Annotated in this window: 18 protein-coding genes; 8 read left to right on the top strand and 10 right to left on the bottom strand. The window is 70.4% G+C overall.

The genetic code is table 11. From position 1 onward, the window contains the following. Positions 1-117: 117 nt before the first annotated feature. Together rplS and ACFQ7C_RS07530 are read right to left on the bottom strand one after the other, a co-directional pair. Positions 118-468 carry a 50S ribosomal protein L19 gene (gene rplS / locus ACFQ7C_RS07535; protein ID WP_378898896.1) on the bottom strand — a complete coding sequence of 117 codons (351 nt, stop codon included), beginning with the start codon at positions 466-468 and terminating at the stop codon, positions 118-120. A gap of 168 nt (positions 469-636) precedes the next feature. Then, positions 637-1131: an MFS transporter permease gene (locus tag ACFQ7C_RS07530; RefSeq protein WP_378898895.1), complete on the bottom strand. Its 495-nt coding sequence runs from the start codon at positions 1129-1131 to the stop codon at positions 637-639. A 117-nt stretch (positions 1132-1248) separates the two neighbouring features. Here ACFQ7C_RS07530 and map point away from each other — a divergent pair, with 117 nt between their 5' ends. Next, positions 1249-2031, top strand: a complete 783-nt coding sequence (gene map, locus ACFQ7C_RS07525; protein ID WP_378898894.1) for a type I methionyl aminopeptidase — start codon at positions 1249-1251, stop codon at positions 2029-2031. A gap of 49 nt (positions 2032-2080) precedes the next feature. Here the strand turns inward: map and glgX are convergent, their stop codons facing one another. Both glgX and ACFQ7C_RS07515 read right to left on the bottom strand, forming a co-directional pair. Continuing rightward, a complete protein-coding gene (glgX, locus tag ACFQ7C_RS07520) occupies positions 2081-4282 on the bottom strand; it encodes a glycogen debranching protein GlgX (RefSeq protein WP_378898893.1) in 2202 nt (733 codons plus the stop codon). Between the two features lie 62 nt (positions 4283-4344). After that, positions 4345-5748, bottom strand: a complete 1404-nt coding sequence (locus tag ACFQ7C_RS07515; RefSeq protein ID WP_378898892.1) for an aminotransferase class V-fold PLP-dependent enzyme — start codon at positions 5746-5748, stop codon at positions 4345-4347. On the opposite strand from ACFQ7C_RS07515, the gene ACFQ7C_RS07510 reads away from it, so the two are divergent. From ACFQ7C_RS07510 to ACFQ7C_RS07490, 5 genes are all read left to right on the top strand, one after another. Beyond that, positions 5747-5878, top strand: coding sequence for a hypothetical protein (locus tag ACFQ7C_RS07510; RefSeq protein WP_378898891.1), 132 nt, complete (start codon positions 5747-5749; stop codon positions 5876-5878). The two genes, ACFQ7C_RS07515 and ACFQ7C_RS07510, sit on opposite strands and share 2 nt — an antisense overlap. Before the next feature lie 176 nt (positions 5879-6054). Further along, positions 6055-8634 carry a nitrite reductase large subunit NirB gene (nirB, locus tag ACFQ7C_RS07505; protein ID WP_378898890.1) on the top strand — a complete coding sequence of 860 codons (2580 nt, stop codon included), beginning with the start codon at positions 6055-6057 and terminating at the stop codon, positions 8632-8634. Beyond that, positions 8631-9029 (top strand): nitrite reductase small subunit NirD, encoded by a 399-nt coding sequence (gene nirD / locus ACFQ7C_RS07500; RefSeq protein WP_378898889.1) that lies wholly within the window; start codon positions 8631-8633, stop codon positions 9027-9029. The genes nirB and nirD overlap by 4 nt, the downstream gene beginning before the upstream one ends. After that, positions 9026-9799, top strand: a complete 774-nt coding sequence (cobA, locus tag ACFQ7C_RS07495) for a uroporphyrinogen-III C-methyltransferase (protein WP_378898888.1) — start codon at positions 9026-9028, stop codon at positions 9797-9799. The genes nirD and cobA overlap by 4 nt, the downstream gene beginning before the upstream one ends. After that, complete coding sequence (locus ACFQ7C_RS07490) at positions 9796-10932, top strand: uroporphyrinogen-III synthase (protein ID WP_378898887.1); 1137 nt, start codon at positions 9796-9798, stop codon at positions 10930-10932. Before cobA ends, ACFQ7C_RS07490 begins: the two co-directional genes overlap by 4 nt. A 16-nt stretch (positions 10933-10948) precedes the next feature. On the opposite strand, the gene trmD is transcribed toward ACFQ7C_RS07490, so the two are convergent. Next, complete coding sequence (gene trmD, locus ACFQ7C_RS07485) at positions 10949-11644, bottom strand: tRNA (guanosine(37)-N1)-methyltransferase TrmD (protein ID WP_378898886.1); 696 nt, start codon at positions 11642-11644, stop codon at positions 10949-10951. 179 nt (positions 11645-11823) lie between these two features. Between trmD and ACFQ7C_RS07480 the strand changes: the two genes are divergently transcribed. Continuing rightward, positions 11824-13257 (top strand): MFS transporter, encoded by a 1434-nt coding sequence (locus ACFQ7C_RS07480; protein WP_378898885.1) that lies wholly within the window; start codon positions 11824-11826, stop codon positions 13255-13257. Between the two features lie 236 nt (positions 13258-13493). Here the strand turns inward: ACFQ7C_RS07480 and ACFQ7C_RS07475 are convergent, their stop codons facing one another. The 4 genes from ACFQ7C_RS07475 to rpsP form a co-directional block, all read right to left on the bottom strand. Next, entirely contained in the window at positions 13494-17543 is a 4050-nt protein-coding gene (locus ACFQ7C_RS07475; protein ID WP_378898884.1) for a molybdopterin-dependent oxidoreductase, read from the bottom strand. 101 nt (positions 17544-17644) lie between these two features. Beyond that, on the bottom strand, positions 17645-18235 hold the full coding sequence (rimM, locus tag ACFQ7C_RS07470; protein WP_378898883.1) for a ribosome maturation factor RimM: 591 nt from the start codon (positions 18233-18235) through the stop codon (positions 17645-17647). Positions 18236-18302: 67 nt separating this feature from the next. After that, positions 18303-18533: an RNA-binding protein gene (locus ACFQ7C_RS07465; protein WP_045276246.1), complete on the bottom strand. Its 231-nt coding sequence runs from the start codon at positions 18531-18533 to the stop codon at positions 18303-18305. 4 nt (positions 18534-18537) lie between these two features. After that, on the bottom strand, positions 18538-18969 hold the full coding sequence (gene rpsP, locus ACFQ7C_RS07460; protein ID WP_378898882.1) for a 30S ribosomal protein S16: 432 nt from the start codon (positions 18967-18969) through the stop codon (positions 18538-18540). 194 nt (positions 18970-19163) lie between these two features. Between rpsP and ACFQ7C_RS07455 the strand changes: the two genes are divergently transcribed. After that, entirely contained in the window at positions 19164-20327 is a 1164-nt protein-coding gene (locus ACFQ7C_RS07455) for a glutamate--cysteine ligase (protein WP_378898881.1), read from the top strand. A gap of 59 nt (positions 20328-20386) precedes the next feature. Here the strand turns inward: ACFQ7C_RS07455 and ffh are convergent, their stop codons facing one another. Further along, the gene (gene ffh / locus ACFQ7C_RS07450) at positions 20387-21949 is read right to left on the bottom strand and encodes a signal recognition particle protein (protein ID WP_378898880.1); all 1563 of its coding nucleotides are present in this window, start codon (positions 21947-21949) and stop codon (positions 20387-20389) included. Between the last annotated feature and the right edge of the window lie 7 nt (positions 21950-21956).

Below are 21956 nucleotides of genomic sequence, written 5' to 3'. Positions count from 1 at the left end.
ATGCCGACGGTCGCGGCGCCCCGTCTCAAGGGTCGCATACTCCGGACGTCGCGGAGTACGGACGAAGCCCCGGACCTTGTCGGTCCGGGGCTTCGGGAGAGCGATGCTCGAAGAGCGTCAGTTGCTCTCGCGCTTCTCCTTGATCTTGGCCTTCTTGCCGCGGAGGTTGCGCAGGTAGTAGAGCTTCGCGCGACGCACGTCACCGCGGGTCACGACCTCGATGTGGTCGATGACCGGGGAGTGCACCGGGAACGTGCGCTCGACGCCGACCTGGAAGCTGATCTTGCGGACCGTGAAGGTCTCGCGGACGCCGTCACCCGAGCGGCCGATGACGACACCCTGGAAGACCTGGATGCGCGAGCGGTTGCCCTCGGTGATGTTGACGTGCACCTTGACGGTGTCGCCGGCGTGGAAAACGGGGATGTCGGAGCGGAGCGAAGCCGCGTCGACGGCGTCGAGGATCTGCATGATCGTCTCTCTCTGCGGCCGCCACAGGTCGACCGCGGGAAGGATGGTAAAGGACTGAGTGTGCCGCAGGCCTCCGGCGTGACGCCGTCCAGCTGGTTCCCCTGAGGCAGAACCGGTCAGGGCACAAACATCCATTCTGCCATGGATGCCGCACCCGGCCAAAACGCGTCAGCTCGCGGGCGGCGCCTGCTTCTCCGTGATGACGATCACCTCGCGCTGCGCGGCCTCCGGCTCCTCGGCCCGAGCCGGGATGTAGGCGACCCCCTCGGAGGTGTGCAGGACGAATCGCGACGGTCGCGCCTCGCTCCACAGCTGCCACAGCTCCAGCCAGAAGAGGCCGACGCCCGCCAGGATCGCCACGACCATCACCGGCGCCCACCACGCTTCAGCGAAGAAGCCGAGCGAGATCACGAGTCCGTGCCACACCGTGAAGCCGAGCACGTCCCACCAGGACACGGCGCGGTGCGCCCGCACCGTCCCGCGCGCCCGCACGAGGAGCGTGAGCAGGAGCTGCCACAGGAACACGCCGGGAATGGCGAGGAACAGCACCCACAGGAACGCCCAGCCGCCGGCGTTGAACACGGCCCATCCGACGAGGAGCCACAGCGGCAGCAGGAAGGCGGCCGGGATCAGCCAGGCGAAGAATGCGCGACGCAGCCACATGCCACTGATGCTACGCCCGCCGACGACCCCCGTGGTCCGCTTCCGCGTGCCGCGGAGCATCCTCCCAGCCGCGCACGGACGGGTCAGACAGAATGGAGGGGACGAGAGGATCCCCCCATGATCGAGTTGCGCACGCCTGCCGAGATCGAGGCGATGAAGCCCGCAGGGCGATTCGTCGCCGAGACCCTCGCGACGCTGCGCGACGAGACCAAGGTGGGGACGAACCTCCTCGCGATCGATCGTCGCGCGCACGACCTCATCCGCCGCGCCGGCGCGGAATCCTGCTACATCGACTACCACCCGTCGTTCGGCGCCCGCCCCTTCGGCAAGGTGATCTGCACGTCCGTCAACGACGCCGTCCTCCACGGGCTCCCCTTCGACTACGCGCTGCGCGACGGCGACCTGGTGTCGCTCGACTTCGCCGTCTCGATCGACGGCTGGGTGGCCGACTCCGCCGTCTCGTTCGTGGTCGGCACCCCCCGCGACGAGGACCTCGCGCTCATCGACACGACCGAGCGCGCGCTGGCGGCCGCGATCGGCGCCGCGACCGTGGGCAACCGCATCGGCGACATCTCGGCGTCCATCTCCGGGGTCGCCCACGCCGACGGCTACTCGATCAACACGGACTTCGGGGGCCACGGGGTGGGCAAGATCATGCACGGCGACCCCCATGTGCCCAACGACGGGAAGGCCGGCCGCGGCTACCCGCTGCGCGCGGGCCTGGTGGTCGCCCTCGAGCCGTGGTTCCTGCAGAGCACCGACGAACTCGTGACCGACCCCGACGGCTGGACGCTGCGCTCGGTGGACGGATCCCGCGGCGCGCACGCCGAGCACACCGTCGCGATCACCGACGACGGCCCGATCGTCCTCACCGACCGCTCGTGGCTCGGCGTCGCCTGACCCCTTGCGCCTGATCCTTCGCGCCTGACCCCTCGTCGCCGGCCCCAGGTCAGGTGCGCAGTTCCAAGTGCGGCGCGTGCACGGGCGTCGCGGCGGCGGCGAGTGCCGCGAGCGATGCCGCCACCGAGTGGTCGACCTCCCGCTCCACCCGGGGGTGCTCGCTCAGCACGATCAGCGACTTCGCTGCGAGGCGCACCGTGTCGCCGGGCTCGATGAGAGCGGAGTCGGCACGCTCCCCCGCGGTGTCGATGACCACCTCCCAGTCCGGGCTGTACTCGACCACCGGGATGCGGAAGTCGATGATGTCGTCGCCCGCGTTGAAGAGGACGATGAAGTGGCGGTCGCGGATCGGCTCGCCGCGGCGGTCCTTCTCGCGGATCCCCTGGCCGTTGAGGAATACGCCGACGGCGCGGCCGAACCCGGACTCCCAGTCGTCCGGCTGCATGAGCGTCCCGTCCGGGCGCAGCCATGCGATGTCCTGGATCGGAACGCCGGCGTCGCGGCGCACCGGGCGGCCCTCGAAGAATCGCCGACGCCGGAAGGTGGGGTGGTCGCGCCGCAGCCGGCTCATCGCGGCCGTGAACTCCAGGAGGGGCCGGTCCGCAGCATCCCAGTCCACCCACGTGGTCTCGTTGTCCTGCGCGTAGCCGTTGTTGTTGCCGTTCTGCGTGCGACCGAGCTCGTCGCCGTGCAGCAGCATCGGCACGCCCTGGCTCAGCATCAGCGTCGCGATGAAGTTGCGCTGCTGGCGGGCGCGCATGGTCAGCACGGCGGGATCGTCGGTGGGCCCCTCGACGCCGAAGTTGTCGGATCGGTTGTCGTCTGCGCCGTCGCGGCCCTCCTCGCCGTTCGCGTCGTTGTGCTTCTGGTTGTAGGACACGAGATCGCGCAGGGTGAAGCCGTCGTGGGCCGTGACGAAATTGACGGATGCCACGGGCCGGCGTCCGGAGTGCTCGTACAGGTCGCTGGACCCGGTGAGGCGGGAGGCGAACTCGCCGAGGGCCTGAGGCTCCCCACGCCAGAAATCCCGGACGGTGTCACGGTATTGACCGTTCCACTCCGTCCACTGCGGCGGGAAGTTGCCGACCTGGTAGCCACCGGGCCCGACGTCCCACGGCTCGGCGATGAGCTTGACCTGCGACACCACCGGGTCCTGCTGCACGAGCTCGAAGAACGCCGCCAAACGGTCGACGTCGTAGAACTCCCGGGCGAGGGCCGACGCGAGGTCGAATCGGAAGCCGTCGACGTGCATGTCGAGCACCCAGTACCGCAGGGAGTCCATGATGAGCTGCAGCGAATGCGGGTTGCGCACGTTGAGGCTGTTCCCGGTGCCGGTGTAGTCGGTGTAGTAGCGCCTGTCCTCCTCGAGCTTGTAGTAGGCCGCGTTGTCGATGCCGCGCATCGACAAGGTGGGTCCGAGGTGGTTGCCCTCCGCCGTGTGGTTGTAGACGACGTCGAGGATCACCTCGATCCCCGCCGCATGCAGCGCGCGCACCATCCCCTTGAACTCCTGCACCTGCTGACCGCGGTCGCCCGTGGCCGCATAGCGGTTGTGCGGCGCGAAGTAGGAGATGGTGTTGTAGCCCCAGTAGTTGGAGAGTCCCTTCTCCTGCAGCACCGCGTCGTCGACGAACTGGTGCACCGGCATCAGCTCGATCGCCGTCACCCCGAGCTTCGTGAGGTGCTCGATGATGGCCGGATGCGCAACCCCGCTGTAGGTGCCGCGCATGTCGTCGGGGATCGCGGGGTGGCGCTCGGTGAGCCCCCGCACGTGCGCCTCGTACACGAGGGTCTCGGAGTACGGCGTTCCCGGCCGGCGGTCGCCCGCCCAGTCGAAGAACGGGTTGACCACCACGCCCTTCATCATGTGGGCGGCAGAGTCGTCGTCGTTGCGGGAGTCGGGATCGCCGAACGTGTAGCCGTAGACCGGCTGACCCCAGGTGACCGCGCCCTCCACCGCCTTCGCGTACGGGTCGAGCAGGAGCTTCGCCGGGTTGAACCGCAGCCCGTTCGCCGGATCGTGCGGCCCGTGCACGCGGTAGCCGTAGCGCTGACCGGGCTGCACGTTGGGCACGTAGGCGTGCCATACGAAGGCGTCGACCTCGACGAGGTCGAGCCGCGTCTCGGCGCCTCGTTCGCCGAAGAGGCAGAGCTCGACGCGCTGGGCGCCCTCACTGAACAGCGCGAAGTTCGTCCCGCTCCCGTCGAAGGTCGCTCCGAGCGGATACGCCGATCCCGGCCACGTGTGCACGGATGTCCTCCTCGTCCTGGGTCGCTAAACCCTATCCGAGCGGGGTTGCCGAGACGGCGGAATCAGACCCTCTCGACATCCTCGACGGAATGCTGTAACGCGCTCGGGATGGGCCGTGAGCGGAACGATTGGCCGACGGCATCCCGGACGGCGTCGACCGCGCGATCGACGTCCTCCGGAGAGTTGTACAGGGCGAAGCTCACGCGACAGCTCGCGGGCGGGTCGATGCCGAGGTCGTGGTGCGCGAGGGTCGCGCAGTGGCACGCGGCCCGCGACTCGACCCCTTGCGCGTTCAGGGCGCGGGCGATGTCGAAGGGCGAGTGCCCGTCCACGTTGAAGGCGACGAGCGGTGTGCGCGCCGCCCCGGCCGCCGGGCCGTAGATGCGCAGTCCGTCGATCGATGCGAGCCCCGCCATCGCGCGGTGGGTGAGGGATGCTGCATGGCCGGCGACGATCTCCATGGCGGCGTCGACGGCGTCAGGGCTCAGTGGGTCGTCCGTACGGAACCACGCGCGCTCGGCGTCGGCTCCGACCATGTCGACGATGAGGCGGAGCGTCTGCGCCGACGCGATGACCCCGAGGATGTTGGGTGTTCCGGCCGAGAACTTCCACGGCAGTTCGTTGTACTCGACGCGATCCGGGAAGACCCGGCCCTCGGCGATCATGTCGCCGCCGTAGAGGAACGGCGGGAGCGTTGCCCGCAGCGCCTCCTTCGCGTACAGCACTCCCACGCCGAAGGGCGCCAGCAGCTTGTGGAACGAGAACGCCACGAAGTCGGCGTCCAGCCGCTCCACGTCGACGCGCGAGCTCGCGAACAGCTGGGCGGCATCGATGAGGAGCAGTGCTCCGCGGCGGCCGTCCGGCTGCGGGTACGCGCTCGCGTCGGCGATCGCGCGCACCGTCGCCAGCGGCGGCTTCGTCCCGAGGAAGTTCGACCCGCCCGTGCAGCACACCAGCTTCGTGCGGGAGTCGACCAGCGATGCCAGGTGGTCGAGGTCGAGTTCACCGGTCTCGTGGTCGAACTGCGCGAGCCGGCACTCGACCCGGCGGCCGAACCGCGGCAGGATCTCGCGGCACAGCGCGTGCCACGGCACGTAGTTCGAGTTGTGCTCCATCAGCGTCGTGACGATGTTGTCGCCGTCGCGGAAGTCGGCCATCAGCGAGTACATGGCCGCGTTGATCGCCTCGGTCGTGCTGCGGTGCATCGAGAGCGTGCGCCTCGATGCGGCGTTGATCCACGTCGCGATGGTGTCGAAGGATGCCTCGAACATCTCGGTCGTGCGCACGGACGCGTCCGACTGCCCGCGGTGGACGTTCTCGTACGTCTCGGACAAGTCGCGCAGCAGTTCGAACACCGCGAGCGGAGGCTGCGTGCTGGCCGCGTTGTTCGTGACGATGCGATCGCGCAGCGGGAATGCGAACTGGGAGCGGATCAGCTCGAGCTCGCGCGAAGCGAGGGTGCGCATGCTCCAGAGAATCCTCCTCCGCGCGCGTCGTGACAAGACCATCGGCTCGCGGCCGGCGGAGCGCTCCCTGCCGCAGGGGGGGCGCAGCATCCGTCGCGCTCTTCTCACGTCGCCGGCCGCGGCGCTGTGATCGAAACGTTCGCTCGGGGTAACGGCGGGCGGTCGGGGGGTGAAACACCGGGCTCGTAGCGTCAGCGTCACCGAGACATCCGCCCCCGAGGAGGAGCCATGGCCCACCGCGACCGTGTCAACAGCCGGAAACATGACGCTGACGCCTCTGCAACATCACCGGCGTACGGTGACGGCATGAGCGAGACCCCCGCCCTCGGCACCCACGTGGTGGTCGTCGGTGCGGGCATGGTGGCGCACCGCTTCGTCGAGAGCCTGCTCAGCCGGGCCGGCGAGGAGTGGCGCATCACGCTCATCGGCGAGGAGGAGCGCCACCCCTACGACCGGGTGGGGCTGACCGGGTTCTTCGCCGGCGCCTCCGCCGAGGACCTCGAGCTTGAGCGCGCGGTGCTCGACGACGAACGCGTGCGGTTCCTCCGCGGCGAGGCCGTCACCCGCATCGACCGTGCGGCCCGACGCGTGACCACGCGCAGCGGCACGAGCGTCGCCTACGACCGCCTGATCCTCGCCACCGGCTCGTACGCCGCACGTCTCGCGGTGGACGGCTTCGGCCTCGAGGGGTGCTTCGTCTACCGCACCCTCGACGACGTGGAGAAGCTCGAGCAGTTCGTCGAGCGCCGCTCGGCCGAGCTCGGGCGCCCGCTCGTGGGCACCGTCATCGGCGGCGGACTCCTCGGACTCGAGGCCGCGGGCGCCCTGCAGGGCCTCGACGTCGACTGCACGGTGGTGCAGTCCTCCGACCGGCTGATGTCGGCGCAGCTCGACCTCCCCGCCGGCAACGCGCTGCGCCGTCTCATCGAGTCGCGCGGCATCGCGGTCAGGACGGATGCGGTCACGACCCGCCTCGACCCCGATCGATCGGGACAGGTGACGGGCCTCGAGTTCCGCGACGGGACGTACGCGCGGACCGACGTCGTGGTCTTCACCGTCGGCGTGCGACCGCGGGACGAACTGGCGCGCACCGCGGGCCTGGACGTGCACCCCCGTGGCGGCGTGCTCATCGACGCCGGCTGCCACACCTCCGACCCGCGCGTGCTCGCCATCGGCGAGGTGGCCAACTACGACGGCATGTGCGTCGGCCTGGTCGCACCCGGCTACGCCATGGCCGAGGTCGCCGCGACCCGGCTGCTCGGGGGCGAGGCCTCCTTCCCCGGGTACGACCTGTCGACCAAGCTGAAGCTGTCGGGCGTCGATGTGGCCAGCTTCGGCGACGCCTTCGCAGAGACCCCCGGTGCGCTCGACGTCACCTACGCCGACCCCGTGGCGGGCGTGTACAAGAAGCTCGTGCTGTCGGACGACGCGAAGACGCTGCTCGGCGGCATCCTGGTCGGCGACGCCTCGGCGTACGGCGCGCTGCGACCGCTCGTGGGCGGGGCTCTCGGCGGCGACCCCGCCGCGTACCTCATGCCCGAGGGCGGGGTGGCCGCCCCGACGGGCGACCTGCCCGACGAGGCGCTCGTCTGCTCGTGCAACAGCGTGACCGCCGGCGCGATCCGTCACGCGGTGCACGAGGAGGGCTGCACGGATGTCGCGGCCATCAAGTCGTGCACGAAGGCCGGGGCCGCGTGCGGTTCGTGCGTGATGATGGTGAAGAAGATCGTCGGCACCGAGCTCGCGAAGTCCGGAGCGGCGCTCAGCAACGCGATCTGCGAGCACTTCGACATGTCCCGCCGCCAGCTGTTCGACGCCGTGCGGGTGTCGGGTCTCGAGACCTTCAGCGCCGTCATCGAGCGCTTCGGCACCGGCCGCGGCTGCGACATCTGCAAGCCGGCGCTGGCCAGCATCCTCTCGACGCTGGTGCGCGGCCACGTGCTCCAGGGCGAGAACGCCACCCTGCAGGACACCAACGACCACGTGATGGCGAACCTCCAGAAGGACGGCAGCTACTCGGTGGTCCCCCGCATCCCCGGGGGCGAGATCACGCCCGAGGGGCTGCTCGTGATCGGCCAGGTCGCGAAGGACTTCGGCCTCTACACGAAGATCACGGGCGGCCAGCGCATCGACATGTTCGGCGCCCGCCTCGAGCAGCTGCCCGAGATCTGGAAGCAGCTCGTGGATGCCGGCTTCGAATCCGGCCACGCCTACGGCAAGTCGCTGCGCACGGTGAAGTCGTGCGTCGGTTCGACCTGGTGCCGGTACGGGGTGCAGGACTCGGTCGGCATGGCGGTCCAGCTCGAGCTGCGCTATCGCGGCCTGCGCTCGCCGCACAAGATCAAGCTGGGCGTCTCGGGCTGCGCGCGCGAGTGCGCGGAGGCGCGCGGCAAGGACGTCGGCGTGATCGCCACCGAGGCGGGCTGGAACATGTACGTCGGCGGCAACGGCGGCTTCACGCCGCGCCACGCCGTGCTGCTCGCCGAAGGTCTCGGCGACGAGGAGCTCCTCACCGCGATCGACCGGTTCCTGATGTACTACATCTTCACCGCCGACCGCCTGCAGCGCACCGCGCCGTGGTTCGAGGACCTCGACGGCGGCATCGAAGGCCTCCGCGATGTCATCTTCGAGGACAGCCTCGGCATCTGCGCCGACCTCGACGCCGCGATGGCGGCCCACCTCGACTCGTACGAGGACGAGTGGAAGGCGACCCTCGAGGACCCCGAGAAGCTCCGCCGGTTCGCGTCGTTCGTCAACGCGCCGACCACGCCCGACCCTTCGCTGGCCTACACCGCCGAGCGCGGACAGCCCCGACCCGCCACCGAGGACGAGCGCGCCGACTCGCGCGTGCTCATCGCCGGAACGACCCTGGAGGTGCGCCGATGACCCTCGTCGACCCGCAGACGGCCGAGTACACCGCCCCCGACGGCTGGGTGCGCGTGTGCGCGATCGACGACCTCGAGGTGGAGCGCGGCCGTGCCGCCCTCCTCGGGGGCACGCAGATCGCGCTGTTCCTGCTCCACGGCCCGGACGGCTCGGCGGGCCGTGTCCACGCCGTCTCGAATCTCGACCCCTACAGCCACGCGCATGTCATCTCGCGCGGCATCGTGGGCACCCGGCAGGACGTCCCCACGGTCGCCTCTCCGATGTACAAGCAGGTCTTCGACCTGCGGACGGGCATCTGCCTCGACACGCAGGGCAAGGAGCCGAAGAACCTCCACGTCTGGCCCGTGGCCGTCGACGACGGGCATGTCCTGGTCCGCTGGGAGGGCGAGCGATGACCGGGCGGATGATCAACACCGTCGGGCGCGTCGACCTCATCGGCGGCGGCCCCGGGCCCATCGATCTGCTCACGCTGCGCGCGTGGCGCCTGCTGACGCGCGCGGAGGTCGTCGTGATGGACAGGCTCGGTCCCACCGACATCCGCGATCACGTCGGCCCGGACGTCGAGATCATCGACGTCGGCAAGCTCCCCGGCCACCACCCGGTGCCGCAGGACGAGATCAACGAGCTCCTCGTCGCGCGCGCTCGCGACGGCAAGCGCGTGGTGCGTCTCAAGGGGGGCGATCCCTTCGTCTTCGGCCGCGGCGGCGAGGAGGTCGCGGCGTGCCTCGCGGCCGGGATCCCGGTCGACGTCGTGCCCGGGATCTCGAGCGCCGTCGCGGTGCCCCAGGCCGCCGGCATCCCGATCACGCATCGCGGTGTCGCGGGAGCTGTGCACATCATGAACGGACCGTCGGAGGTGACCGAGGCCACGCTCGCCGCTCTCCGCGACGACAGCGTGACGACCGTCATCCTCATGGGCGTCGGAGCTCTGCCCCGCATCGTCTCTGACGCGCTGCACGCCGGCGTCCCCGCGGATCGCCCCGTCGCGATCGTCGAGCGCGGCCACCACCGCGACCAGCGCACGACGCGCAGTACCCTGGGGTCGGTCGTGGTCGACGCAGGCCTCGCGGGTGTCCGCAATCCCGCGGTGATCGTGGTCGGCGAGGTCGCCCGCGCCGGGCTGCTGCTTCCCGACCCGCAACTGGCAGGTGACATCGTCCTTTGAGCTCCACCCCCCGCCCCACCCTTTCGGCCGCCCTCGACGGCTGCACGATCGTCATCGCCGTCGATCGTCGCTCGTCGGAGCTGGCCGCCGCGCTCGAGCGTCACGGCGCGCTGGTGCGCCACGCGCCGGCGCTCACGATCGTGCCGCACATCGACGACGACGCGCTGATCGCGGCGACACGCGAACTCATCGCGCTGCGGCCCGACGTGGTCGTCGCGACCACCGGCGTGGGCTTCCGCGGCTGGATGGAGGCCGCGGACGAAGCCGGGCTCCTCGACGACCTTCACGCCGCGCTGTCGCGCGCGCAGATCGTCGCACGCGGACCGAAGGCGCGCGGCGCGATCCAGCAGGCAGGACTGACGGCGGACTGGGTCGCCGAGTCCGAGACCTCGGCGGAGCTCGGCGAGTACCTCCTCGCCGAGGGAGTGGCGGGGCGGCGCGTCGCCGTGCAGCACCACGGCTCAGGGGCCGACGGACTCGACGAGCTGTTCGAGGGCGCGGGCGCGGACGTGGTGAGCCTCACCGTCTACCGCTGGGGCCCTCCACCGGACCCCGCAGCGGTGTCGCGCTCGGTCGTCGCGGCCGCCCAGGGCGAGGTCGATGCCGTCCTCTTCACCTCCGCTCCGGGCGCTGCCGAGTGGATCACCGCAGCGCGGCAGGAGGGGGTGCTCGAGGCGATCCTCGACCGTGAAGCGGAGCACCGCCTGCTGATGGCGGCGGTCGGGCCGATCACGGCCGGGCCTCTGCGGGATGCCGGGCTCCAGCCGCTGATCGCCGAGCGCGGTCGCCTCGGCTCGCTCGTGCGCGCCGTCGTCACCCACTTCGGCGGGGGCGGCGCGGCCTGGCTGCCCACCACGGCGGGGCGACTCGAGCTGCGCAGTTCGGGGATCGTGCTCGACGGGCGCCACATCGCACTGTCGCGCAGTGCCACCGACATCGTCGCGGCGCTGTTCGACGCCCAGGGCGGCGTCGTCTCGCGCCCGAAGCTGCAGGCCGCGCTGCCGCGATCGGGCGAGAACACCCACGCGGTCGAGATGGCCGTCGCCCGACTCCGCGAGGCGCTGGGCGTTCCCGACCTCGTGAAGACCGTCGTGAAGCGCGGCTACCGGCTCAACGTGCTCGAACCCGCCTGACCGGCGCCGCCCGTCGTCAGGACGCGGGGTCGGCCTCCGGCAGCAGGTCGGGACGATGCACCCGCGTGCGCTCGAGGCTCTGCTCGTGACGCCACGCGGCGATCGCGCCGTGGTTGCCGCTGAGCAGCACCGGCGGCACCTCGAGCCCTCGCCATTGCGCGGGCTTCGTGTAGCTGGGGTACTCGAGCAGGCCGAGCTCGTGCGACTCCTCCACGAGGCTCTCGGGATTGCCGACCACACCGGGGATCAGCCGTGAAACGGCTTCGATCACGGCCATCGCGGCGACCTCTCCCCCATTGAGCACGTAATCGCCGAGGCTCACCAGCCGCACGCGTCCGCGCGCCGCGTAGTGGTCGACCACGCGCTGGTCGATGCCCTCGTAGCGGCCGCAGGCGAACACGAGGTGCTGCTCGTCCGCCAGCTCGCGCGCCATCGGCTGCGAGAACAGCTCGCCGGCCGGCGACGGCACCAGCAGCACGGCGTCGTCGCTCAGCACCTCGTCGAGCGCCTCGCCCCACGGCTCGGGCTTCATGACCATGCCGGCGCCCCCGCCGTACGGGGTGTCGTCGACGGTGCGGTGGCGATCGTGGGTCCAGTCCCGCAGATCGTGGACGTGCATATCGAGGATGCCGCGATCCCTGGCCTTGCCGATCAGCGAGACGCCGAGCACGTCGAAGAACGTCGGGAAGATCGTGACGATGTCGACGCGCATGCCTTCGAGTCTAGGAGCCCCGCGTGTTTCCGACGTGTGACGGGGCGTCCACCTCGGGGCACAGCATCCGTGATCGAGAAGTGACGGAGAGGTAACCGCGGGAGGAGGCGGGCCGAAACACCGCGTTCCTAGCGTGGAGACACACTCACCCCCAGTGTCTGCTCAATCAGGGAGGCGCCATGACCACGACCGACACCCCGTCGATGACGGATACCGCTGCTCCATCCCGCACCACCGCCCCGGCCGACGCGCCGGTCACCCTCACCCACCGCCCCGGCCGCTGGATCGACGGCTGGAACGCCGAGAACCCCGCGTTCTGGGCGGCATCCGGGCGCGCCATCGCGCGACGCAATCTCGGCTGGTCGATCTTCGCCGAGTTCCTCGGGTTCATCATCTGGCAGCTGTGGAGCATCGTCGTCGTGATGCTGCCGGCCGCCGGCTTCCAGCTCACCAGCTCGGAGTCGTTCTGGCTCATCTCGCTGCCGAGCCTCGTCGGCGCGACCCTGCGCTTCCCGTACACGTTCATGGTCGCGATCTTCGGCGGCCGCAACTGGACCATCGTGTCGGCCGCGCTGCTGCTCATCCCCGCGACGCTCCTCGGCATCGTGGTCTCCAACCCCGAGACCCCGTTCGGCGTGCTGCTGCTCGTCGCGGCGCTCGGCGGTGTCGGCGGCGGCAACTTCGCGAGCTCGATGGCGAACATCACCTACTTCTTCCCGCAGAAGGAGAAGGGCTGGGCGCTCGGACTCAACGCCGCCGGCGGCAACCTCGGCACCTCGGTCGCCCAGTTCGCCGTGCCGATCGCGGTGACGATCGGCGCCGGCGCGACGCTCAACATCTCGCTCGCGGGCTGGATGTGGATCCCCTTCATCCTGCTCGCGATGTTCGGCGCGTGGCGCTACATGGACAACCTGTCCTCAGCGAAGGCCGACTTCGGCAGCTCGGCAGCGGCTCTGCGCGAACCGCATCTGTGGATCATGGCGGTGCTCTACATCGGCACCTTCGGCTCGTTCATCGGGTTCGCGAGCGTGTTCCCGAAGCTCATCGCCGACCAGTTCCCGGAGTTCTCGACCATCCAGGTCGGGCAGGCGGCGGTCTCGCTGGCCTTCCTCGGCGCGCTCGTCGGCTCGCTCGCCCGCCCGTACGGCGGCCGGCTCGCCGACCGGTTCGGCGGCGCACGCGTGACCGTCGGCGCGTTCTCGGTCATGGCACTCGGCGCCCTGGCGCTCGTCTGGACGCTGCCGATGCACAACTTCGTCGTCTTCCTCGCGTGCTTCCTCCTGCTGTTCGCGGCGACCGGCATGGGCAACGGCTCGACCTACCGCATGATCCCCAGCATCTTCGCCGCACGCTCGCAGGCGAAGGGCTACGAGCCCGCCTCGCCGGAAGCTACGAAGATGATCCGCAAGGCGGCTGCCGCCCTCGGGCTCATCTCGGCGATCGGCGCCTACGGCGGGTTCCTCGTGCCGCAGGTGCTCAACGCCTCGCAGCTCGCCACGGGCGGCTACCAGGCCGCCTTCTACGGCTTCGTCGCCGCGTACGTGGGCCTGCTCCTGCTCACGGTGTTCGTGTACGTGATCCCGCGGAAGTCGCTGGCGAAGCAGCGCATCTGACCCGCGCCCGCTCTGACGGAGAGCGGATGCCTCGACCCCGAGGCATCCGCTCTTCTGCATGCCCGCGCGCCCGGCCGCCAGAACCCACTGTTCGTTCGTCACATATGTACGCGAATTCCGCCGATTCGCGTGCATATGTGACGAACGAGCATCGAGGCAGGGGCGACGCGCACGCCCACGACGCGCACGCCCCCGACGGGGAGGCCGACGAGGACGGAGTCGGGGACGTCGCGACGTCAGTAGACGTCGCGGGCGTAGCGCTCGTCGGTGGCCAGACCGCGGACGTACTCGGCGGCGGCCTCCTCGGAGAGCTTGCCGTGCTGCTGCGCGATCGTGACCAGGGTCGCGTCCACGTCCTTCGCCATGCGCAGCGCGTCGCCGCAGACGTAGACATGCGCGCCGTCCTCGAGCCAGCGCCACAGGTGGGCGCCATGCTCGATCATCCGGTCCTGCACATAGATCTTCTGCCGCTGGTCGCGCGAGAACGCGACGTCGAGGCGCGTGAGGAAACCGTCCTCGCGCATCTCGTCGAGCTCGTCGCGGTAGTAGAAGTCGCTCGCGGCGTGCTGCTCGCCGAAGAACAGCCAGTTGCGTCCGGTATGGCCGTCAGCCCGCCGGTCGTGGAGGAACGCCCGGAACGGCGCGATGCCCGTGCCGGGGCCGATCATGATCATGGGGGTGTCGCCGGCGGCGGGTGGGCGGAACGCGGGCGAGCGCTGCAGGTACACGGGGGCGGCGAGAGCGTCCCCGTCCGCGAGGAACGTCGAGCAGACGCCGCCGCGCGTGCGCCGGGAGTCGGTCTCGAAGCGGACCACCGAGACCGTGAGCTCGACGGTGTCGGGGTCGGCCTTCGGGCTCGACGAGATCGAGTACTGGCGGGGCTGAAGGCGCTTCAGCACGCCCGCCCAGTCCGCAGCGGTGGCCCTCACCGGGAAGTCGCGGACAAGGTCGACCGCCTGCTGGCTCCACAGGAACTGCTCGAGCCGCCCCTTGTTCTCGCGCCGCAGCAGTCCGGCGAGCATGCTGTCGCCGCTGCGCTCGGCGATGAACCGCACGAGGTCGACCGGTGTCTTCGTGATGTCGAGGCGCGTGCGCAGGGCGTCGGCGAAGGTGCGCTCCTCCCCGTCGACCTCCACGATCTCCAGCGGGGCGATGCCGGTCGCGTCGAGCCACTCCGCGACGACCGCCGGCGCGTTGGCGCACACGACGCCGAGCGAGTCGCCGGCCTCGTACGTCGCCCCCGAGTCCGAGAGGTCGAACGCGAACCGCCGCACCTCCTTCTGCGACCCGGGTCCGCTCAGCAGCTCGTTGCGCACGAGGGGCGCCTGCACCGGGTTCGCACGGCTGAAGAGCCGCTTGGCGGGCGGGGCCTGCAGGGACACGGATGCTGCCGCCGCCGTCCCCTCCGCGGCCAGGGTCTCGAGGATCTGAGCGAGCCAGGCCTCGCGCGGAGCGTCGGCGTCGGGCTCGAGGTCGACCCGCTCGAGCAGCGCCGTCGCGCCGAGCTCGCCCAGACGCGCGTCCAGTCGCCGGCCGTGGCCGCAGAAGTCGTCGTAGTTCGAGTCGCCGAGTGCGAGCACGGCGTAGCGCAGGCCCGACAGCTCGGGCGCGCCGTCGGCGTTGAGCTCGTGCCACAGCGCCGCCGCATTGTCGGGCGGCCCGCCGTCGCCGAAGGTGGAGGTGACCACGAGCAGGCGGCGCACCTCGGTGAGATCCGTCGCGCGCAGCTCGGCCATGCTCCGGGCCCGCGCCGGGATGCCGCGGGCGCCGAGCGCCGCGGTCGCCGCCGTGGCGAACTCCTCGGCGTTGCCGGTCTGCGAGCCCCACAGCACCACGACCTCGTCGAGGGCTTCGCCCCCCGGGATCCCGCTCCCGATCGTGGCGCGGGAGAACGCCCCGGCGAGCACGCCGTCGAACCACGCTCGGGCGAGCGCGCCGAGCGGAGCCTCGGCCGGCAGTACCGGCACCTCTCCCGGGGCGAGCACCACCGACCGCACCGTCGAGAGGAATCCCGCGAGGTAGGCGCCTTCGAGGTCGCTCAGCTGCGGGGGCGCGAGCGCCACGCCGGCGCTCGCCAGCGCCTCGTCGGCGGATGCGGTCGACGATCCCGCTCCCCCGACGGCCGGACCCACCCGGCGCAGCGACACGGCGGCGAACTTGAACTCGGGCTGCGACGACAGCGGGTCGACGGCGTCGCTCGTCACCGCGTTGACCGTCACGTACTCGCCGTGCTCGTCGTTCCAGTGGAACGGCGCGAACAGTCCCCCGGGCTGCACGCGGTCGGTGAGGACCGCGGGCACGACGAACCGGCCGCGGCGCGAGGCCACCTCGACCTGATCGCCTTCCGCGATGCCCACCCGCTCCGCGTCGACGGGGTGCACCTCGACGAACGGGCCCGGATGCAGCTTCGCGAGCTTCGCCACCCGTCCCGTCTTGGTGAGGGTGTGCCAGTGATGCGGGAGCCGCCCGGTGTTGAGCACCCAGGGGTAGTCGTCGTCCGGCAGTTCGGCCGGGGCGAGGTGGGGCCGGGCGAGGAACTGCGCGCGCCGTGACGGGGTCGCGAACGCCAGGCGCGGCACAGCCCCGTCGTCCTCGACGTGCAGAGACTGGCTCACCCCGTCGTTGAGATAGCGGATGGGATGCCGCGTCGCGGCGTCGCCGGGAGGCGCCGGCCACTGCACCGGTGTCTCTCGCAGGCGCTCGTAGGTCACGCCGCGCAGGTCCCACCCCGTCTGCGGATTCCAGAAGCGGCGGATCTCGTCGAACACCTCGGCGCTCGAGGCGAAGTCGAACCCGTCGAAGCCCATCGCCCGGGCGATCTGGCAGATCGTCAGCCAGTCCGGCTGCGCCTCGCCCGGTGCGGGCACGACATCGCGCACGAGGGTGAGAGTGCGGTCGCTGTTGACCGTGACGCCGTCGGCCTCCACCCACAGCGTCGCCGGCAGCAGGATGTCGGCGTACGCGGTGGTGGCGGTCTCGGTGTAGACGTCTTGCGCGATGACGAGCTCGGCAGTCTCCAGCGCCTCGATCACCGTCTTGCGGTTCGCAACGGAGGCGACCGGGTTGCTGCAGATGATCCAGACGGCCTTGATCTCGCCGTCGGCCGCGCGCCGGAACATGTCGATCGTGCCCGAGCCCGACTCCGCGCGGATGGCGCCGGACTCGAGTCCCCAGACGTCCTCGACGAACGCGCGGTCGGGTGCGCTGAACACGGCTCGCTGACCCGGAAGGCCCGGGCCCATGTATCCCATCTCGCGCCCGCCCATCGCGTTCGGCTGGCCGGTGAGGGAGAACGGACCGCTGCCAGGCCGGCAGATCGCTCCGGTGGCGAGGTGGAGGTTGCAGATCGCGTTCGTCGACCACGTGCCGTGCGTGGACTGGTTGAGGCCCATCGTCCACAGCGTCATCCACTCGCCGGCCTCGCCGATCCAGCGGGCGGCCGTGCGGATGTCGTCTTCGGCGAGTCCGGTCAGCTCGGCGACGCGCGCCGGCGGGTACTCGGCGAGGAGCTCGGCCATGTGCTCCCAGCCCTCGGTGTGGGCGGCGATGAACGCCTCGTCGATGTCGCCGGCCTCGACGAGCAGATGGAGGAGGCCGTTCAGGAGGGCGAGGTCGGTGCCGGGTGCGATCTGCAGGAACAGATCGGCGCGGTCGGCCGTCGTCGTGCGACGGGGGTCGACGACGATGAGCTTCGCGCCCTGCTTCAGCCGATCGGCCATGCGCAGGAACAGGATGGGATGGCAGTCGGCCGTGTTCGAGCCGATGACGAAGAAGAGATCGGCGCGGTCGAAGTCCTCGTAAGATCCGGGCGGGCCGTCGGCGCCGAGGGACTGCTTGTAGCCGGTGCCGGCGGAGGCCATGCACAGGCGCGAGTTCGACTCGATGTGGATGCCGCGCAGGTACCCCTTGACGAGCTTGTTGGAGAGGTACTGCGCCTCCATGCTCATCTGCCCCGACACGTAGAGCGCGATCGCATCGGGGCCGTGCTCGTCGAGGATCGCGCGGAGGCGGGCTGCAGCATCCGTCACCGCGTCGGCGACGGGAACGGGCGCCGCAGGCTCACCGCGCGACGGGCGCACGTGCGCCGAGGTCATACGGCCGGGAGCCTGCATGAGCTCCGCGTGGGTCGCCCCCTTGGTGCACAGACGGCCGGCGTTCGTCGGGTGCGCCCGGTCGCCCGCGACCTTCGCGATGGCGAGCGGATGCCCCGCCCCGGCCTGCGAGGTCGTCACCGAGATACCGCAGCCGACGCCGCAGTAGGAGCACACGGTGCGCACTTCGCCCATGCCTTCGATGGTCCCGGATGGAGATTCCGGGGCCTTTCCCGCCGTGTTTCCCGCAGATCACATCTGCTGCACGCCCGGCGGCGGGACCGCGTGAAGAGGCGTCAGTCCGTGGAGTCGACGTCGCCCGGGTCGGAGTCGGAGGAAGGCTCGTCGGCGTCGTCGGGAACGTCTTCGAAGAGTCCCGCGGGAGGCGTCACGATGACACGTCCGCCCGCGATGTCGACCTCGGGAACGATCGCCTTGACGAACGGCACGAGCACCTCTTCGTCGCGGATCTTCACGATCAGCAGATCCTGGGCGGGGAGGTGGTCGACCCGCGCGACCTTACCGACCGTCTCGCCGTCGCGCACGACGTCGAGACCGACGAGCTGGTGGTCGAACCAGGCGTCCTCCTCGGCCGGCGAGGCCTGCATGTCCTCATCGACCCAGAGGATCGCGCGGATGAGCTCCTCCGCCGCATCACGGTCCTCGACGCCCTCGAAGAAGGCGACGGGGTGGCTGTTCATCCACTTGAACTCGCGCACGGTGAGCGGCTTGCCGTGCCACGGGGACGACTCGGGCACCTGAAGGGTGAACGTCGCGCCGGGGACGAAGCGCCCCTCGGGGTCGTCGGTGTACAGCTCGAGCTTGATCGCGCCCTTCAGGCCGTGCGCCTTCACGAGGCGGCCGACCCGGAGCTGCGTCTTGCCCATGGGGGGAACCGCGTTCACGGGCTTGCGGGCGTCCGCGCCCGATCCCGTGGTGTCTTCGCCTGACACCTCAGTCGTCCGCGACGTCGACGCGCACGCGGCGACCGTCGGCGAGAGCAGAGATGAGGGTGCGCAGGGCTTTGGCCGTGCGGCCGCCGCGCCCGATCACGCGACCCCGGTCGTCGGGGTGGACGTGCACCTCGAGCACGTCGCCTCGCGGCGACGTGGACGAGTCGATGCGGACGTCGTCCGGGTGATCGACGATCCCCTTGACGACGTGTTCGAGCGCGGCGGCGAGCAACGGATTACTCGGCGGACTCGGCGGCCTCGTCGGCCGCGTCGGTCGCCTCGTCGGCGGGGGCCTCGGCGGGCTCCTCAGCCTTCTTCTCAGCCTTCGGCTTGATGACCGACTTCTTCGAGGCGTCGGCCTCGTACGCGGTCTTGTCCTCGCGGGTCTTCACGGTCGAGACCGCGTTCTTGTCGCCCTTGAACTGACCCCAGTCGCCGGTCAGCTTGAGGATGGCGAGCACCTGCTCGGTCGGCTGGGCGCCGACCGACAGCCAGTACTGCGCACGCTCCGAGTCGACCTCGATGAACGAGGGCTGCTCGGTGGGGTGGTACTTGCCGATCTCCTCGATGACACGACCGTCGCGCTTGGTGCGCGAGTCGGCCACGACGATGCGGTAGTAGGGCGCACGGATCTTGCCGAGGCGCTTGAGACGAATCTTGACAGCCACGATTCTCCTGAATGTGTGGAAAGTGATTGAACCGGTCGCCTGGAGCGTGGGGTGCACACCCGGCGGAAGCTCTGAAGGAGGATCTCCGCGCTGGATAGAGGGTCGAGCGGGTGATCCAGCCCTCTATTCTGCCAGATGACGAACGGTGCCGTGAACCAAGCGGGTGCGGCGAGTCCCCGTGCGAGACTGTGCCCATGACGGTGCCCTTCGCGACATCCGCCCGATCTTCCGTGGGGCTCGAGTGGGAGCTCATGCTCGCCGACTCGGTCACCGGCGACCTGATCCCGCGCGGTCCCGAGCTGCTCGCCGCGCTGGAGGAGCACTCGTCGCTCGAGCGCTACACCGTCACCGGGGAGCTGCTGACGAACACCGTCGAGGTGACCAGCGGCATCGGCGACACCGTCGCGTCGGCCGTCGACGACATCGCCGACGCGATCGCCCAGGTGCGCACCTTCACCGATCCGCACGGCATCGACCTCCTGTGCGCCGGCAGCCACCCTTTCGCGCAGTGGTACGACCAGAGCGTCACCGACAAGACCCGCTACCACAAGCTCATCGAGCGCACCCAGTGGTGGGGTCGCAACATGATGATCTGGGGCATCCACGTGCACGTGGGCGTCGACGACGTCGACAAGGTCTTCCCGATCATCAACGCCCTCGCCGTCTACCTGCCGCACCTGCAGGCACTGTCGGCGTCCAGTCCGTTCTGGGCCGGCGAGCGCACGGGCTACGCGTCCAACCGCGCCCTCGTCTTCCAGCAGCTGCCCACCGCGGGCCTCCCCTGGCCCCTGCACGACTGGCGCGAGTTCGAGGGCTACCTCCACGACATGGTGAAGACGGGGGTCATGGAGGACGCCACCGAGGTGCGGTGGGACATCCGGCCGGCGCCCCGCTGGGGCACCATCGAGGTGCGTGCGTGCGACGGCATGTCGACGCTGCCCGAACTCGCGGCGATCGCGGCGCTCGTGCAGGTGCTCGTCGAGCACTTCTCCCGGCGCCTCGACGAAGGGCTGCCGCTCGAGACGATCCAGCCGTGGTTCCTCCGCGAGAACAAGTGGCGGGCAGCCCGGTACGGACTCGACGCGCGTGTGATCGTCGACCATCACGGCACTCAGCGCCCGGTCGTCGAGCATCTGCGCGAGACCCTGGACGAGCTCGGCGACATCGCGGCCGAGCTCAAATGCGCCCGCGAGCTCGCGGGCATCCAGACGATCCTCACCGACGGCGCCAGCTACTCCCGCCAGCTCGCCGTCGCCGACGCATCCGACGGCGACCTCCGCGAGGTCGTGCGTCACCTGGTCGGCGAGTTCCGCTCGGGGCCCACGCTGCGCGAGCATCTGGCCACGTTCGGACGCTGACCGGCCGGACTTCGTACCGGAACGGATGCTGCAACCCGCAGCATCCGGTTCATTCCACGTCAGCCGCGGCCGAGCATCTTCTGCAGCTCGGCGAGGTCGGCCTCGGTCGGCGCGCCCTTCGCCCCGCCGCCGAGCCCGAAGCCGGATCCGGTCGGCGCCTCCGACGCCTGGGCGGCGATGCCGGCGTTCTCTGCGGCGCGCTTGGCCGGGTTGCCCGACCGCGAGCCCTTCGCCTTCTGCTGCTTGCCGCGCTTGGACGACGCACCCGGGCGCCCGGCGCCGGGGACGGGACCCATTCCGGGGATGTTGGGCACACCGCCACGGGCGACCGTCTTCATCATCTTCGCCGCCTGGTCGAAGCGCTGCACGAGCTGGTTGACGTCGGTCACCGTCATGCCCGAACCGCGCGCGATGCGCAGGCGCCGCGAGCCGTTGAGGAGCTTGGTGTTGCGCCGCTCGGCAGGGGTCATCGAGCGGATGATCGCCTCGGTGCGGTCGATCTCGCGCTCGTCGAAGTCCTCGAGCTGCTGCTTCATCGAGCCCATGCCGGGGAGCATCCCCAGCATCTTCTTCATCGAGCCCATCTTGCGCATCTGCTGCATCTGCTCGAGGAAGTCCTCGAGCGTGAACTGCTCGGTCGCGAGCTTCTCGGCGACCTTGAGCGCCTCTTCTTCATCGAACGCCTGCTGCGCCTGCTCGATGAGGGTGAGGATGTCGCCGAGGTCGAGGATGCGCGACGCCATGCGGTCGGGGTGGAACGCCTCGAGGTCGTCGAGGCCCTCGCCCGTCGACGCGAAGATGATGGGGCGTCCGGTGACCGATGCGACCGAGAGCGCGGCGCCACCGCGCGCGTCGCCGTCGAGCTTCGACAGCACGACGCCGGTGAAGTCGACGCCGTCCTGGAACGCCTTCGCCGTGTTCACGGCGTCCTGGCCGATCATCGCGTCGATGACGAACAGGACCTCGTCGGGGTCGGTCGCCTTGCGGATGTCGGCGGCCTGCTTCATCAGCTCGGCGTCGACGCCGAGACGGCCGGCGGTGTCGATGATGACCACGTCGTGCTGCTGGCGGCGTGCGACCTCGACGCCGTCGCGCGCGACCTTGACAGGGTCGCCCACGCCGTTGCCCGGCTCGGGCGCGTAGATCGCGGCACCGGCGCGCTGGGCGACGACCTGCAGCTGGTTGACGGCGTTCGGGCGCTGGAGGTCGGCGGCGATGAGGAGCGGCGTGTGGCCGTCCTTCTCGAGCATCTTCGCGAGCTTGCCAGCGAACGTCGTCTTTCCCGAGCCCTGCAGGCCCGCGAGCATGATGACGGTCGGCGGGTTCTTCGCGAACTGCAGGCGGCGCTGCTCGCCGCCGAGGATCGCGACGAGCTCCTCGTTGACGATCTGCACGACCTGCTGGGCCGGGTTCAGGGCCCGGTTGACCTCGTCGCCGAGGGCGCGCTCGCGCACCTTGGCGGTGAACTCCTTGACGACGGGCAGCGCCACGTCGGCGTCGAGCAGGGCGCGCCGGATCTCGCGGACCGTGCCGTCGACGTCCGCGGGCGTGAGCTTGCCCTTGGTGCGGAGGTTGCGGAAGGTCTCGGTGAGCCGGTCGGAGAGGGTGCCGAAAGTCGCCATGATCCCC

This window comes from Microbacterium sp. NPDC056569 (genome assembly GCF_042793475.1).
Lineage (GTDB): Bacteria > Actinomycetota > Actinomycetes > Actinomycetales > Microbacteriaceae > Microbacterium.
Note: the sequence above shows the minus strand (reverse complement) of the source record. Positions and strands in the feature narration are given on the sequence as shown.